This is a genomic window from Psychrobacter sp. C 20.9 (assembly GCF_001921765.1).
GTDB lineage: Bacteria > Pseudomonadota > Gammaproteobacteria > Pseudomonadales > Moraxellaceae > Psychrobacter > Psychrobacter piscatorii_B.
On sequence record NZ_MRYC01000001.1, the window covers coordinates 195,261 to 211,226 of the forward strand.

15 protein-coding genes are annotated in these 15,966 nt (G+C 45.1%); 3 read left to right on the top strand and 12 right to left on the bottom strand.

Annotated elements, in window-relative coordinates; translation table 11 throughout:
- Positions 1–22: 22 nt before the first annotated feature.
- Positions 23–2,566 carry a Tex family protein gene (locus BTW00_RS00875; protein ID WP_075105809.1) on the bottom strand — a complete coding sequence of 848 codons (2,544 nt, stop codon included), beginning with the start codon at positions 2,564–2,566 and terminating at the stop codon, positions 23–25.
- 376 nt (positions 2,567–2,942) lie between these two features.
- Between BTW00_RS00875 and ompR the strand changes: the two genes are divergently transcribed.
- Positions 2,943–3,701 (top strand): two-component system response regulator OmpR, encoded by a 759-nt coding sequence (gene ompR / locus BTW00_RS00880; protein WP_071002551.1) that lies wholly within the window; start codon positions 2,943–2,945, stop codon positions 3,699–3,701.
- A gap of 79 nt (positions 3,702–3,780) precedes the next feature.
- The gene (locus BTW00_RS00885; RefSeq protein ID WP_256713948.1) at positions 3,781–5,013 is read left to right on the top strand and encodes a GTP-binding protein; all 1,233 of its coding nucleotides are present in this window, start codon (positions 3,781–3,783) and stop codon (positions 5,011–5,013) included.
- Positions 5,014–5,084: 71 nt separating this feature from the next.
- On the opposite strand, the gene BTW00_RS00890 is transcribed toward BTW00_RS00885, so the two are convergent.
- The 4 genes from BTW00_RS00890 to ubiG form a co-directional block, all read right to left on the bottom strand.
- Entirely contained in the window at positions 5,085–5,351 is a 267-nt protein-coding gene (locus BTW00_RS00890) for a DksA/TraR family C4-type zinc finger protein (protein ID WP_075105811.1), read from the bottom strand.
- 150 nt (positions 5,352–5,501) lie between these two features.
- Positions 5,502–6,338 (bottom strand): YciK family oxidoreductase, encoded by an 837-nt coding sequence (locus tag BTW00_RS00895; RefSeq protein WP_071002553.1) that lies wholly within the window; start codon positions 6,336–6,338, stop codon positions 5,502–5,504.
- A gap of 98 nt (positions 6,339–6,436) precedes the next feature.
- On the bottom strand, positions 6,437–7,147 hold the full coding sequence (locus BTW00_RS00900) for an HAD family hydrolase (RefSeq protein ID WP_075105812.1): 711 nt from the start codon (positions 7,145–7,147) through the stop codon (positions 6,437–6,439).
- 69 nt (positions 7,148–7,216) lie between these two features.
- On the bottom strand, positions 7,217–8,065 hold the full coding sequence (gene ubiG / locus BTW00_RS00905; protein ID WP_075105813.1) for a bifunctional 2-polyprenyl-6-hydroxyphenol methylase/3-demethylubiquinol 3-O-methyltransferase UbiG: 849 nt from the start codon (positions 8,063–8,065) through the stop codon (positions 7,217–7,219).
- A gap of 500 nt (positions 8,066–8,565) precedes the next feature.
- Here ubiG and BTW00_RS00910 point away from each other — a divergent pair, with 500 nt between their 5' ends.
- Complete coding sequence (locus BTW00_RS00910; RefSeq protein WP_058023985.1) at positions 8,566–9,186, top strand: thiol:disulfide interchange protein DsbA/DsbL; 621 nt, start codon at positions 8,566–8,568, stop codon at positions 9,184–9,186.
- A gap of 97 nt (positions 9,187–9,283) precedes the next feature.
- On the opposite strand, the gene yjgA is transcribed toward BTW00_RS00910, so the two are convergent.
- The 7 genes from yjgA to BTW00_RS00945 all read right to left on the bottom strand — a co-directional run bounded on the left by yjgA (position 9,284) and on the right by BTW00_RS00945 (position 15,916).
- On the bottom strand, positions 9,284–9,796 hold the full coding sequence (yjgA, locus tag BTW00_RS00915; RefSeq protein WP_075105814.1) for a ribosome biogenesis factor YjgA: 513 nt from the start codon (positions 9,794–9,796) through the stop codon (positions 9,284–9,286).
- 48 nt (positions 9,797–9,844) lie between these two features.
- Positions 9,845–10,825: an RNase adapter RapZ gene (gene rapZ / locus BTW00_RS00920; protein WP_075105815.1), complete on the bottom strand. Its 981-nt coding sequence runs from the start codon at positions 10,823–10,825 to the stop codon at positions 9,845–9,847.
- A gap of 50 nt (positions 10,826–10,875) precedes the next feature.
- Positions 10,876–11,778, bottom strand: a complete 903-nt coding sequence (gene panC / locus BTW00_RS00925) for a pantoate--beta-alanine ligase (protein ID WP_083603516.1) — start codon at positions 11,776–11,778, stop codon at positions 10,876–10,878.
- 49 nt (positions 11,779–11,827) lie between these two features.
- On the bottom strand, positions 11,828–12,628 hold the full coding sequence (gene panB, locus BTW00_RS00930; protein ID WP_075105816.1) for a 3-methyl-2-oxobutanoate hydroxymethyltransferase: 801 nt from the start codon (positions 12,626–12,628) through the stop codon (positions 11,828–11,830).
- A 118-nt stretch (positions 12,629–12,746) separates the two neighbouring features.
- Positions 12,747–13,268 carry a 2-amino-4-hydroxy-6-hydroxymethyldihydropteridine diphosphokinase gene (gene folK, locus BTW00_RS00935; protein WP_223334360.1) on the bottom strand — a complete coding sequence of 174 codons (522 nt, stop codon included), beginning with the start codon at positions 13,266–13,268 and terminating at the stop codon, positions 12,747–12,749.
- A 1-nt stretch (position 13,269) separates the two neighbouring features.
- Entirely contained in the window at positions 13,270–15,450 is a 2,181-nt protein-coding gene (gene pcnB, locus BTW00_RS00940) for a polynucleotide adenylyltransferase PcnB (protein WP_075105817.1), read from the bottom strand.
- Between the two features lie 166 nt (positions 15,451–15,616).
- Positions 15,617–15,916 carry a ComEA family DNA-binding protein gene (locus BTW00_RS00945; RefSeq protein ID WP_256713949.1) on the bottom strand — a complete coding sequence of 100 codons (300 nt, stop codon included), beginning with the start codon at positions 15,914–15,916 and terminating at the stop codon, positions 15,617–15,619.
- Between the last annotated feature and the right edge of the window lie 50 nt (positions 15,917–15,966).

The following is a 15,966-nucleotide window of genomic DNA, read 5'->3' on the forward strand; positions in this document are numbered from 1 at the left end:
TGAACACGGCTATAAATTTTGGCTATTTCTTAGTTTTAGTCACGCCAGCTTCTTGTAACAAGGCGCCAAGTGTACCCATTTTACTAGGTGCTTCCGCTTTATCGTTTTTGATCGGTTTGCTACGGTTACTATTCGTATTATCCTGACGTTTACCACGTGGCTTAGACGAACGCTGATCAGCAGCAGAACGACTATTATTTGGACGGTCACTATTCGCCTGATTACTGCGTGGACGGCTCACTTTTTCACCACCTGTACTGGTTGCAGTAGACTTAGCAGCCGTACGGACAGGTTTTTCAGACTCAGGCTTCATACTAAATCCGATACGACCACGTTTTTCATCGATAGAAATAACACGAACCGATACGATATCACCAGGTTTGACGCGGTTCATGGGATCTGCGACAAAGTCATTGGCCATCTGAGAGATATGGACCAAACCATCCTGATGTACACCGACATCAACGAAACAGCCAAAGGCCGTTACGTTAGTGACTACACCTTCAAGCTGCATACCTTCGCTCAAATCTTTGATACTATTGACATCATCACGGAAATTGGCTGTTTTAAATTCAGGGCGTGGATCACGCGCAGGTTTGGCAAGCTCTTCGATAATCGCTTTTACGCTGACATTATCGTCATTAGCAGCCAGTGTAGTCGTATCGATAGTATTTAACACACCATCATTACCGATGACTTCTGACAACGGCTTGCCCGCTTGTGCGAGTAAACTATCGACCAATGCATAGCTCTCTGGATGCACACCAGTGGCATCTAATGGATTGCTACCATTATGAATACGCAAGAAACCAGCTGCTTGCTCAAATGTCTTAGCGCCTAGACGTGGGACATTTTTGAGTGCTTCACGGCTATCAAATGCCCCGTGCTCGCGGCGATAAGTCACGATTTGCTGCGCTACGTTGCGATTAAGACCAGCGATATGAGCCAAGATAGCTGGGCTTGCTGTATTTACATCAACACCAACGGCATTCACGCTGTCTTGAGTGACTTTATCAAGACTATCTGCGAGCTGGTTTTGGTTCACATCATGCTGATACTGACCGACTCCGATGGCTTTTGGATCCACTTTAACGAGCTCTGACAATGGATCCTGCAAGCGACGTGCGATAGACACCGCACCGCGCACCGACACGTCTAAATTGGCAAGCTCATCACTAGCAAGCTCGCTCGCCGAATAGACGGAAGCGCCTGATTCATTGACGATGACAGCTTTGGCTTTAAGTGCAGCGTTCGCGGCCAAAATCTCTTTGATCATCGCATCGGTTTCGCGACTTGCCGTACCATTACCGATCGCGACCAAATCAACGTTATAAGTGCTTAGCAGATCATCGATGACTTTTTTGGCTTCATCCATCTTGTTGTCAGGGGCAAACGGATAAACGGTTGCGATGACAGGTTTTTCTTCACTATCCGACATGACATGACCTTGCGCATCGACGATGGCCATTTTTACGCCATGACGGATACCAGGATCGACACCCAAGATCACTTTAGGACCTGCCGGCGCAGACATTAGCAAATGCTGTAAATTGCTAGCGAATACATCGATCGCATCTGCTTCTGCGGCTAGGCGCTTTTCCGTCAGCAAGCGGTGCTCGATATGCGGACGCCATTTGTCTTTCCACAAGCTACTGGCTGCCTCTGCCAAAAACTCACGGCGTACCGCTGGCGTTTTGGCATCAACATCAAAATGATTGATGATTTTTTCGATAAAGGGAGCGTCTTCGCCTTCGATTTTTAGACCCAAGACGTTTTCTTGACGACCACGTAACATCGCTAATAGACGATGGTTAGGCAGACGGGCAAGGCTTTCACTATGCTCAAAATAGTCTTTGAATTTTTCACCGACTTCGCGCTTTTCTTCGCTCGCAACGCTCGAGACGATACTGGCAGTTTTGGCAAACCCATTTCGTAAGTTATCCAACAAGCCCAATGCTTGTGTCCACTCATCGACGATAATGGCTTGTACGCCAGCGAGCTGTTTTTCGATATCGCTAAAATCAACGTCGATCTCATTACCACTATCATCAGTAATGCTTGATTGAACTTGATAATCAGCCAGCGCCTCTGTCGGGGTAATTTCTTGCGTCAAGACCGCTTGGGCGGCAGCGTCAAGACCAGCAGCACGGGCTTTGGCAGCCGGTGAACGACGACGCGGACGATATGGCAGATAGATGTCTTCAAGCTCAAGCTTAGACGTCGCGTTATCGATGCGCGTCTGTAGCTCGTCAGTCAAATTACCCTGCGTGCTCAGTAACTCAGTAATTTTGAGGCGACGTGTGGCCATGTCACGCTCATAATTGAGAGATTTTTCTAAAGCACGCAGCTGCGCGTCATCAAGGTTCTGCGTTTTTTCTTTGCGGTAACGCGCAATGAAAGGAACCGTTGCGCCTTCATCATAAAGCTTCACAAACGCATTGACTTGAGCCGTCTTAATGCCAAGCGCGCGAGCAAGCTTGTCGTGAATATTCGCGTGTGTGGTTGCATCCAAAACCTGTGCATTTGTCGAGGTTTGAGATGACGTTAAGGTATCAGTGCTACTCATATACGTATCAATCGTTGAGAAATGTAGTTTTGCATTATAGCAAAAGCTGCATGAATAAAAATCCTTTTTATCTTTTCGTTAATTATCGTCTGTTTTGCGGCATAAAACGTTTTATATCAAACGTTCTGTAGCCTTGTTAAACAAACGCATACAGCATTTATTCTTATGAGTGATGCAATTCGCGGTGCAATCTTATACACTAAAGTATCAATAGCACAAATATTGAGATGTGCTGATATATTGAACAATAGTTTTTGATTTTATGACGTGCTTGTTTTGACCCATCATTAAATAACGATAATTAATGGCAGTGTTTTACTCATCGCTTTTTACTCGTCATTTCTGCTAACAATAATTTTTATAAGAGGATGCCTGTATGACTGATAACAACAGCCCCGATACTTTGACTCAGCGTATTTTAGTTGTCGATGATGACGCTCGCCTGCGCTCTTTGCTACAGCGCTTCTTAGAAGACGATGGTTTCGTCGTTCGTACTGCCCATGATGGCAGTCAGATGGACAAACTCATGCAACGTGAGCTCTTCTCTTTGGTTGTGTTAGATTTGATGCTACCGGGCGAAGACGGTATTAGCATCTGTAAGCGCCTACGTGCAGACAATGCGGATATTCCAATCATTATGCTGACTGCTAAAGGTGGCGATGCTGACCGTATCGCAGGTTTGGAAGCGGGTGCAGATGATTACCTGCCTAAGCCGTTTAACCCAAAAGAGCTATTGGCGCGTATCAAAGCCGTGCTACGTCGTCAGAACCGTGAGCTTCCAGGGGCACCAAGTCACCAATTAGAAGTGGTTGAATTTGGTCCATGGACACTAGATCTATCGACTCGCACGCTCAAACGTGATGGGAATGTCGTCACTTTGACGACAGGTGAGTTTTCGGTGTTAAAGGCTTTAGTTCAGCATCCACGTGAGCCGTTGACCCGTGACAAGTTGATGAACCTTGCTCGTGGTCGTGAGTGGGGTGCGATGGAGCGCTCTATCGATGTGCAAGTATCACGCTTGCGTCGCTTGATTGAAGACAACCCTTCACAAGCCCGTTACATTCAAACGGTTTGGGGTGTGGGCTATGTATTCGTTCCTGATGAAGCTGAGGTAGAAACCGTCAAGAGTGAATAACCTTTGACTGATGACATTTCTTTTAATATAGGCCGTGTTTGGTTATTCACAAACACGTGCCAATATGATGAGTATACCTGTGAAAAACCCTATTATTTTTCAAAACATACCCTGCACATTAGTGACAGGGTTTTTAGGTGCTGGCAAAACCACCGTCATCAATCAGCTGCTTGCCACAAAACCTAATGACGAGCGCTGGGCGCTATTAATCAATGAGTTTGGCCGTATCGGTATTGATGGTAAACTATTGGCAAGCTCTCAAGATAACGATCTTGAGCAACAGAATATCGCCATGCGTGAAGTCAGTGGCGGCTGTATTTGCTGTACCAGTCAACTGCCCTTACAAATTGCGATCAGTCGTCTGCTTAATGACCATCACCCGCGAAGACTGCTTATTGAACCCACAGGATTGGCACATCCACGCGAGCTGATATTACAGCTCAGTGCGCCGCATTGGCAAACCGCACTACAGATGAATGCGGTGATAACTGTACTGAGTGGCGAGCAGTGGCAACAGATTAAGTATCGTGACCATAAGGGTTTTCAAGCGCATGTTCGTGATGCCGATGTGCTGATCGTCAATCGCTATGATCAACTAAGTAGTAGCGAAAAACACACCTTGATAGAGTGGATAGCCACGCTAAATTCACAAGTGAAAATCATTTGGGTAGTATCTGAACTAACGGTAGCTGAGACAATAGATTCATCAGACGTTCATTTAATAGATAATCTTGTAGCAGATGCGTATTCGACAACGTTGAACGACCAACTGAATAAGCCCAGCTCTATCATTTCGAATCAACGAAAAGTCAGTATCGCTCATCTTCACAAACCGATGATCGGCTCGCATTCTCAAGCCCATTCTTTAGCAACTGTACCATCATCGAGTTCATCTACCGATGAGACAGAAGCTCAGGCTAGTGCTAATAGTGATCTGCCCTATCGCTATCATGAAGAGCAGCAGGATTTTCAGTTGGCTGGATGGCGATTACCTGCACACTACATACTAAACGCTGACGATTTACAGAATTGGTTGTTAGCATTGCCAAACTGGCAACGTATCAAAGGCGTGGTTCATACTTCTGATGGCTGGCTGCAGATCAATTTTAACCCTGGTAGTCTGACCACCAGAACTATTAATCCACAGTCTGATAGTCGGCTAGAAATCATTTTGCAATTAGGCAATGCTGTAGATACAAATGCTGTCGATACAGCTACAGAAAAAACAGAAACTGAGCATGATGCCAAAGCGTCAGCAGCTTCTATAAATTGGGAGGATTGCGATCGCGAACTGATGGCAATGGTTATATAGCAACAGACAGAAAAAGGGCGGGCATTGCTATGTTATCTAGCAATGCCCGCCCTTTTGCTTTCTTCTTCCTTTTAGCGCAATTGGCTGTCTTTACTGCCGCGACGATTAAATAGCTCCGCCGCCTTTACCTCTCGCTCAAGCGCTGTCTGACAACTGACGCAATGCTGGATACCAGGCACCGCTAGTCGCCGCGCCTCCGGAATAGAATTACCGCATTCGTCACAAAACTCTGCACTCACACCTGTTGGCAATGAGCGTCTTGCGCGCTCTAACGCATCATTGACCGTTGCATCCATTTGCTCATGCTCAGCACCATCTCTTGACCAGCCACCTGCCATAATTTTATCCTATTTGTTTTTTATTAGTTATTATTTTGTATATAAGTTCTTTAATAACAAATATATGGGGCTAGATACGACTGATTACAACCTAATAATCGTCGCAATATCATAAATAGAACATGACCACATAAAGCAAAAATATCACTGTTAATCTTTTGGCTGCAACTCAACAACTTGCCCGCGCACGCCAATACTGGCATCACTCATCAAACAGACGTAGCCTGCCATAATATCTTCAGGTGTTTTTAAGCTCATAGGGTTCTCCCCTGGATAAGCATGAGCGCGCATATTGGTGCGAGTAGCACCCGGATTGACACAGTTAAAGCGCAGGTTGGTGGTGTTTTGAGTTTCTTGCGTGAAGATATCACTCATACCTTCAACCGCTTGCTTAGAGAGCGCATAAGCGCCCCAAAACGCACGAGGATGCGTACCTACAGTGCTAGACGTAAAGACGATAGAGCCATGATCGGCATCTTTTAGCAGTGGTAGCAATGCTTGGGTGAGCATAAAGGTCGCTGTAAAGTTAACCTTCATAACTTGAGCGAATGTATCAACGTCATACATCTCAAGTGGCGTCAATTGCCCAAGCACACCAGCATTATGCAAAATACCATCCAGCTGACCAACTTCTTTATCAATCAATCCTTCTAGCTGCTGCATTTCAGCATAGGTCGCCCCTTCTAGATTCATCGGCAACATAGCAGGCTGTTTACCGCCAAGGCTCTCAATCTCGTCATAGACATACTCGAGCTTGCTGCTGGTACGACCTAGTAGTAATACTGTAGCGCCATAGCGAGCATAGGTTAATGCTGCAACACGGCCAATGCCATCCCCTGCACCTGTCACTAAGATAGTTTTTCCATCTAGACAATGAGTAGGTGGCACAAAATTGCGAATATCGTCATGAGTCAAAGGTTGAGTAAGACTTTGAACGTTTTTTTGGTTGTTTGTCTGATTAGCTGGCTGATTGATATTGTCACTCATGGTATTACTCACTACTTATCGTTGAATCATTAAAATATATGCTTATCAGTATGAACTCAAGATGACTCATACTGACCATTTACTACCCAAAAACCAGTCTATAAATACTCAAATTTGCCAGAAGAAAGCAGCAATTTGTTCAACTGCTCAGGGGTCTCAACAATATAGTCAGCTCCCCACTTTTTGAGCGTTTTTTGATCTTCAGGTGGAATATAACCATAAGCGGCCAAAATGGTTGGCATGCCAGCGGCGTTGCCCGCTTCGATATCACGGATATGATCGCCCACATAGAGCACAGAGCCAGCGGCACCGCGAGGGATACCTAGTTTCTCTAGGGCCATATACATCGGCTCAGGATCCGGTTTTGAGCGTGATACATCGTCTGGACAGACCAAAGCGGCACAGCGCTCATCAAGTTGCATTTTATTGAGCAGTTTTTCTGCCAGATAGCGGGGCTTGTTGGTGACAATACCCCACGGTACGCCTTTGCTCTCTAGATCTGCCAGCACCGCGTCAAGGCTATCAAACAAGCAGCTATCGACACAGATGTCGGCTTCATAGTCATCTAGGAACTGTTGACGAAAATTAAGTAACTCGTCCTCGCCAACCTCTAGCTGATCGTTATGTCTGAGCATCAATTGCACCATAGCGGATGCACCCGCAGAAACTTGCTCGCGGATTTCTGTCTCAGGCGGCGCCTGCCAATTATTTTCAAGGCTCATTTTACCAATGATACGCACAAAGTCCGCGGCAGTATCGATTAACGTGCCATCAAGGTCAAATAAAACAGCTTTTACAAATTGGCTCATAGTGGATGCTCTTGAGATTGATAACATGTTTAATAAAAATACAATGGATATCGCTGGTCACTGACAATGTTAACCCAGTGGCTTTTGAACAGCGATCATATAATTGACATCGACATTTTGAGCAACCCAATAACGCTTGGTCAAAGGATTGTAATGCAAACCGATGATATCTTGGCGTACAAACCCTGTATTGATGGCCATTTTGTCTAGCTCAGCTGGCGTGATAAATTTGGCATAATCATGCGTACCGCGATCAAGCAATCGCAATACATACTCTGCCCCAACGATGGCAAACAAATACGATTTTGGGTTGCGATTGATGGTTGAGAGCACGCAGACGCCGCCAGGGGCTAGTAGTTCATAACACGCTTGTACAATTGAGCTAGGATCAGGCACATGCTCCAGCATCTCCATACAGGTCACCACATCGAATTGACCTGCATGCGTTTTTGCTAGCTCTTCAACTGGAATATGCTGATAGCGCAATGTGTTCTCTAACCCGCCCTGTGAGGCATGTAAGGTTGCGGCCTTGAGGTTTTCAGTGCCCAAATCAATTCCTGTCACATCCGCACCGCGGCGCGCCATAGATTCCGACAATATGCCACCGCCGCAGCCGACATCCAGTACTTTTTTACCAGAGAGCCCCTGCTCTGCTGTTTTGATCGTGCCAGTGTTGTTGCCATTGTTAGCGTCGTTTTGATAGCCCCGTTTGACGTTTTCTTCTATCCAATTTAAGCGTAATGGATTGATTTCATGTAACGTTGCAAATGCACCTGTATTGCTCCACCATTCACTCGCCAAGTTGTTAAATTTTTCGACTTCGCTGGGATCGACGTTTATCGTATCCGTTGCTGTTTCATCGAAGCGGTTTTTGGTTGTATCGCTCGATGTTGGCGAAGAAGATAAGGCTGAGCTCATAGTATTTCCTTTGTTGTCGTTATCGTTATTATCGTAGAAGGTGCACGATTATGTGTTTAATATTATCATGAGCGCAGCTTCTTTGTCGTAGGTACATCGTCACTGATTGTGAATGAACTGGGCAAGCACCTAAGTTTGTGTGCCAGCTGCTTTGTAATAGTACCCTTACACGGCCTATTATAAAAATATTCATTCATATTATCGACAATTACTCCTAGTATAGAGAGTTCTGATCTAAAAATATAAATGAGCGGATAGTATTGATAAAAATACAAAGCAGCGTAAGTAAGATACCTTAAATAATAGCTAACAGCTTTACAACTGTCGGTTAAGAATCCGATTCACAAGCGCCCACGTTTTACGTTATCATAGTCGATACCTCAATATTATGTCACTTAAGTATATTGAAATTCTTCTCGCTCAGATATCATGTATTATAAGCGCCATAGATACACAAACCCTTTAACAAACTCTAAATCCCTACATCTTAAGGATAAAGTATGAAACGTGTCATTACATTGACTGGTCTGGCAATGGCCATTGGACTTGCTTCTATGGGCGCACAAGCTGCAGACTATGTCGCTGGAAAAGATTACCGTGTGCTAGACAATCCAGAGACCATCAGCGGTGATGCCATTATTGTTCGTGAGTTTTTCTGGTACGGTTGCCCGCATTGTAATATTCTTGATCCACACATGGAAAAATGGGCAAAAACCAAAGACAAAGATGTCGTATTCTTCAAAACACCAGCAGCACTAAACCCTGTTTGGGAAGCCAATGCTCGTGGTTTTTATGCCGCTCAGCTTTTAGGGTTTGAAGACAAAACCCATTCTGCCTTGTTTGATGCGATTCATAAAGATGGCAAAAAACTGTTTGATCAATCATCATTGAGCAAATGGTATGCATCAAAAGGCGTGAATGAGAAGAAATTCAACAGTCTTTACAACTCATTTGCTGTCGGTACCAAAATTGGTCGCTCACAAGAAGGCGCTAAGCGCTATCAGCTTACTGGCGTACCTGCTGTAGTCGTACAAGGCAAATATGTGGTCACAGGTGAAGATGCTAAAGTACCCAAAGTGGTTGAATACTTGGTCGATAAAGCCCGCGCTGAGAAAAAATAACCTCTATATACAAGCTTATACAGCGCATATGAAAAAGCCAATCAGTCATTGATTGGCTTTTTTGTATTGGGCTACACGTCCATATCGTCTGAGAGGTCTATTTTTTTAACTGTGATAAAATGGCCACTTCGCGAATATAAGTTGCCAAGTCTTCTTTTGATTCCGCCATCAACTCATCATCTTGCATATGCTTGGCGTATTCAATCCACAATAGTAACTGATACATACTATTATGTTCAGAGGCTTTGTATTGTTTGACAAATTGCTTGAGCGTTCCCTCATCATTGATATTTAGGCGATCGTACCAACTTTCAATTTTAGACACTTGCTCTTTAGGAAAAAATGCATCAAACAATGCCTTGACCAACTCGTGGCGATTTTCTTCGCTGATGAGCTTACCGACGCGTTTGGTCTGACGGTTACGAGCATTGGCGCTGGTAATATCGGCCAATGCCATGAGCTCCGCCATAAAATAATCACTGGCTGGCAAAGTTTTTAGCTGTTTTTTTGATAGGCCAGCGAGCGGTATAGACAGTTGCTGCAAGCGCTCATGAGATTTTTTGAGCTCTGTGCGCGAAACGCGCATATCTTGTTCTGACCAGTCAATCATAAAAGCTTTCCAAAATAATAAGTAATAAATTAATAGTGCTGAATACAACTACCAACGACTTTTTTCACGGTGCTTTGCCAATACTTTGACGCCTGATGGCATTGCCTTAGCGAGACGACGCTGTAGATGATCGGTGATAAATACTGAACGATGCTTACCGCCCGTACAGCCAATCGCAACGGTCACCGTATGGCGATTATTATGCAAAAACTCTGGTAGCCAACGTGTCAAAAACTTATCGATATCATCTAGCATTTCAGCCACTTCGGGATACTCTGCAAAAAACGTGCTGACTTCAGCATCGAGCCCTGTCGAGGCACGCAGCTCAGGATTCCAATGTGGATTGGGCAAAATCCTAACATCAAATACAAAGTCAGCATCAATGGGACTACCATGCTTAAAACCAAATGACAGTAGGTTAATGACAATCTGATTGTCCATGCCAATATGTTCGCGCAATCGATCTTTTAACTGATGAATATTTAAAGTCGTTGTATCGATCTTGATATCTGCTTGACTGGAGATGGGCTTTAACAGCTCAACTTCTTTTTTGATCGCGGCAGGTAGATTGAATACGACATGGTTTGCATTGTCACTATCGACATCCTGAGACATGAGTGGATGTACACGGCGCGTCGCATTGAAACGCGCTATCAGGGTGCTCTCCTGCGCGGTCACATATAACACTTGAACAGCTTGACTGCCGTAAGTGTCTTTTAATGCTGCATAGGTCGCTGCAAAATTGGACAGATCCGCGCGCGGCGTTCGAATATCAACGCCAAGGGCAATGCGATTGATACCGCTCTCTTTTACCAGCTTGTGGGCGGCGCTCGGCAATAAAGACAGCGGTAAATTATCAATAGAGTAGTAACCTAAATCCTCTAAGATATTCAGTACTGAGGTTTTTCCTGAGCCTGAACGGCCTGATACCACTAGAATGCTGAGCTTATCCGTTGATATTTTTGACGCTGATATTTTTGGCGTTGTCGATGCGGCTTGATTATCGCTTTGATCCTGACTTATATCCATGATCTACCCATTCTAGTTCATTGCATCCGATACATTATGTACCGAAGGGTTTACCCCACCACTACTAACTGATTATCCAATAAACGTGCGCGTCCCAGCCATGCTGCAACCAAAATAACAATGTTTTTATTTTCTATATTGAAAGTTGTAGAGTCACTTACGACAGAACCCAGCGCTTCAGTTTTTACTTCTAGATAATCGATCGTAAAACCTGCATCACTAATGCGTGTACGCTTGTCTTTTAGTAATGATTCAAACGCTTGCTGACTAATACCACCACCTTTCAACTGCGCTGCCAAATCTTGTAGCTCTCGATGCAGTATAGGCGCAACTTGTCGCTCAGATTCGGTTAAGTATTGATTACGTGAGGAGAGCGCTAGCCCATCATCAGCACGAATAATAGGTGCACCAATAATCTCAATTGGGTAGCTCAAATCACGCACCAACTGCTTAATAATAGCCAGCTGCTGATAGTCTTTTTGGCCAAATATCGCCACATCTGGTTGTACAATATTAAAAAGTTTGGAGACCACAATTCCCACACCATCAAAATGACCAGGACGTGATTGACCACATAGTTGGCTACTAATAGCGCCAGCTAATACAGTAGTCGGTGGTGGTAATACTGGGTACATCGCATCAACGCTTGGCGCAAACACATAATCTGCACCAACAGTGGCAAGCTTAGCCACATCCTCGTCTAGTGTACGCGGATAACTATCAAAATCCTCACCCACACCGAACTGAGTAGGATTGACAAAAATACTAACGACGACGATATCCGCATGCTGTTTAGCAATTTTTACCAGCTCTATATGACCCTGATGCAGATTACCCATTGTTGGTACTAACGCAATACGTTGGGCGCGCTCTTGCTTACTGGCTTGGTAACCGCGATATGGCAGCAAATCGGCGCGTAGTGACGAGATATGATGATGAATGATAGGAGACATGATGTTTTCTTATATTTGCATATTTTGATATGTAAAAGCTCAAACAAGCTTAGCTAAATTGATGCTGTTCAGTTGGGAAACTGCGGTCACGTACTGATTGCTGATATAACGCAAAAGCCCCCTCAATACTATGTGCACTGTTACGCTCATCGGTCAAAAAGTCATGTACAAAACGTGGCACACGACCGTGTACCATGCCCAACATGTCATGCATCACCAGTACCTGACCATCAGTATCTGCGCCTGCACCGATGCCAATGACTGGTACAGCAACAGCATCTGTCACTGTTTTGGCAAGTGCTGCCGGCACACACTCTAGCACCAACAGCGCTGCACCAGCATCAACCACTGCCTTAGCATCAGCGAGTAATTTGTCAGCCGCTTCCTCACCGCGGCCTTGAATCTTATAGCCGCCAAAGACATTGACCGATTGCGGAGTCAAACCAAGATGTACACAAGTAGGCGTTCCTGCTTGCGCTAAAGTCGTCACCAATTCACAGAGCTCACTACCGCCTTCGACCTTAATCACATGCGCGCCTGCTTGCATCAATTGGCGGCTATTGGCAATGGCTTCTGGCAACGTCACATAACTCATGAACGGCAGGTCAGCCAATATCAAAGCGTGTTTATTACTACGGGCGATATTGGCTGTGTGATATGCCATATCATTGACGGTTACAGGTAGTGTTGAGTCATGGCCTTGCACGACCATACCTAGACTATCACCAATCAAAATCGTATCGATCTGTGCCTTATCCATCATCCGTGCAAACATTGAGTCATAGCACGTCAAGCAAGTAAACTTAGTACCCTCTTTTTTAAATTTATTCAACGTAGATAATGTTGTCATATGACCCTCAATTAACTTGCAATGCCTTTAATTATCAATGTCTATCGTTTTAGCTAGCGTTAGTGAGCTATCATAAAAAGTATCTGATACTTAATCAGTTATGATAAGCCACTGCAGATCAGTCGTTTGATAATAATTTTAAGCCTGTCCAATCATGACTTTGTGGGTAATCAGCTATTGGTGTTTCTACGATAGTCAAATGTGGCGCTAACTCTCGCAGTGGTATTAATACAAAATTACGCTCGCATAGTCCAACGTGCGGAACCGTTAGCTGTGGTTCGGCAATCTGCATATCACCATATAGTAAAATATCGACATCTAGACTACGCTCACCCCAACGGCGCAAACGTGCCCGCTTGGCCATGCTCTCTAACTGCTGACAAAAACTAAGCAGCTCAAAAGGCGTCATTACCGTTTCAAACCCAGCAACCGCATTGATAAAGTCTGGCTGGTCTTGTGGACCCATTGGCGCTGAGGCATAAAAAGAAGACACGCTAATTTCGCGTATTTTCTCACTCTTTTTCATGCTTTCAAGCGCTTGCTGCAAATGGTCTATAGGCGAGCCCAACTCATTAGATAGATTGCTACCTAGGCCCACATAACAGGTAACCCAGTGACTATCATTCATACTGTTATTCATATCAGGCACTTTCAGTACTAGGCTGACGGCGACGGCGTTTTGATGGCACAGGGCCTTTATCATCGGTCACTTTAACAGCAGGAGCTTGATTACTATCAACTTGCTCAGTCTTTGCTTTGACTGGTTTCTTGGCCTTTGTTGGTGTAGCCGCTTTCTTTGTCCCTTCACGCGCTACAGTTTTTGCTTCTGTAGTATCAGCTGGACTAGCTGATGTCGCTACTGACTTAGGTGCTTTTCTCGCATACTTCGCTGTTGATTGCGCTTTATCAGCCTTGCTTTGCAACTCGACACTATTTGCACTATAAACAGTGGGCTGACGACGGCGACGCTTGTGCGGAATCGGCTCGTTATTCATACTGACAAGCGCTGGCGATCTCGCGATTGAGCGAGTTGGCCTTGCCTGATCAGATGATACCTTAACCTCTGAAAAATCATTTCGCGACATCTGCGTTTTATTTGCACGATCAGCTTTATCCGTTTGCTTTTGTGCCTTGCTACCTGTCGATGTTTGCGTCTGCACAGTAGTATTCGTACGTGTCGGCTGCGATGCTTGCTCATCTGATAGTTGCTTCTGTAGCGGCGGTACGACTTTTTCGTGCTCTATCACAAACAGTGGCGCAGGCTTAGAGTGATGGCGTTTGTTTATCGCTTGGTTATTACTGGCAAGCGATAGCTGTTGTAGCTGAGCAAGCTCATTACTGTCTTGCTTGACTTGCTGCGTATCATATTCTTTACCAGTATTTTTGGTCTGACTGGCCGCGCGACGACGACGTGCTGGGATATTTGACGAGTCGTTTACCATTGTCTGATCCTTTCTGCCTTGTTCAGCACTCTCACTGGCGCGGTTTTGCTTCGTGCTGTTTTGATTAGACGCTACGTTATCAGTGGCATTGGCTTCTGGTTTTTGACGATTGCGCCCGCGACCACGCTGCCCTTTTTTATAAGCGCCGCGGCGGATATTTTCATCAAAATCATTAATCGCTTGCTGCTGCTCTCGCTCAGACAATGTCTGATACGTCTGCCACCACTCGCCCATATCATTCGTCGATTCTGACAGTGGGTGCTCCGCGTCACCACACTGTTCACGCAATAATAAAAAGTCGAAACCTGCGCGAAAACGGGGATGTTCAGAGAGCTGAACGATTTGCTTGCTACGCGGAGCCGCAAGTTTTGGCTGCAATATCCAGATATCACGGATAAACTGCTCAGCAAATTTTGGAATAGCGGTTTTGATGCGTTGACGGTCAATGACTTTACCAGCGGCATGCATTTGTGCTTCAGCAAACGGCATATTGCGCTTTTTAGCTTTTGCCAATTGATGCAGATAGTTTTCCCACAATAGCGCCGCATAAAAGAACGCTGGATTGATGCTTTTGCCTGCCGCAATACGCTTGTCGGTATTGATGGCCACTTGATTGACTAAGGCGCTTGGCTCGGCTGGTGGATAAATGATGAGGCTATCGATCGCGCCAGACTCAAACAATAGTGGCAACAGTGGCACTAGATAGCCACCGGTAAACATCTTCTGTGTTTCATCGTAGAGACGATGTGGCGATATCTGCTCAAGCAGCGCCCAATTACCATCATGAAACTGATCGGATAACGCATCATCAAACTCAAAGCCCAATTTGGCTTTAAATCGCAGCGCACGTAATAGTCTTACTGGATCTTCTTCAATACGCACTGGCGCATGACCCAATAGACGAATAATTCTATTATCGATGTCTTCAAGCGCACCACAAAAATCATGCACCACGCCTTTGAGCGGCTGATAATAAAGCGCGTTGATAGAAAAGTCACGACGGGCAAAGTCTTGCTTGATATCGCCCCACACATTGTCGCGCAGGATCATACCGTCCTGATTGGTATTGGCATTGCTCGTTGGTGGACCACGGAAAGTAGCCACTTCGATTAACTCGCGACCTGAATATACATGTGCCAATTGGAAGCGGCGACCGATGATACGGCAACGCTTGCCAAAGACGTCTTTAATCTCGTGCGGCTTGGCATCAGTCACGGCGTCAAAGTCTTTTGGGCGCAGACCCAATAAGGTATCGCGCACACCACCACCAACAATATACGCATCAAACCCAGCTCGGGTCAATGTGGCAATCACTTCAGTAATGGAATTGGGTAATTCAGATTTGTTCAGTTCTAACTGCTTGGCGGCACGCTCGGCCATGCATCTACTCCTCGCCGGTATTCTTTAACCACCCCTGAATAACACAGCGTTTATCAGGCGGATGTACCCGCTAGTTTAACAAATTTTGCACGTGCTGGGTGTGTTATGACATTTACTTACATGCTATTTTGTCAATATTGGGATTGATTAATGCAAAATACCGCTATTAATCTTGCACACTTAAGCGTCTTCGATTTTTCTCAAGCGTTTTTACACCAATACCTTTCACCTTTGCCAACTCATCTACTGTTTTGAATTCACCAAACATTTCACGATATAAAATAATCGCCTGAGCTTTACTGCTGCCAATACCATTCAGCGATACCAGCTCGCCTTCACTGGCAAGATTGATATTTACGGTGGCTTCATCTCGTGCCTGTATTTTGGCATTTTCTTGTGCCAACAGATAAGCGTAAGCGCGCTGAGGGTTGTCAAAACAGGGAGCAGCGTGGGCATTATTAAGCATCAGCAGAGCGCATAAAAGACTAACAATAGACATTACTATGTAGCTGCTAG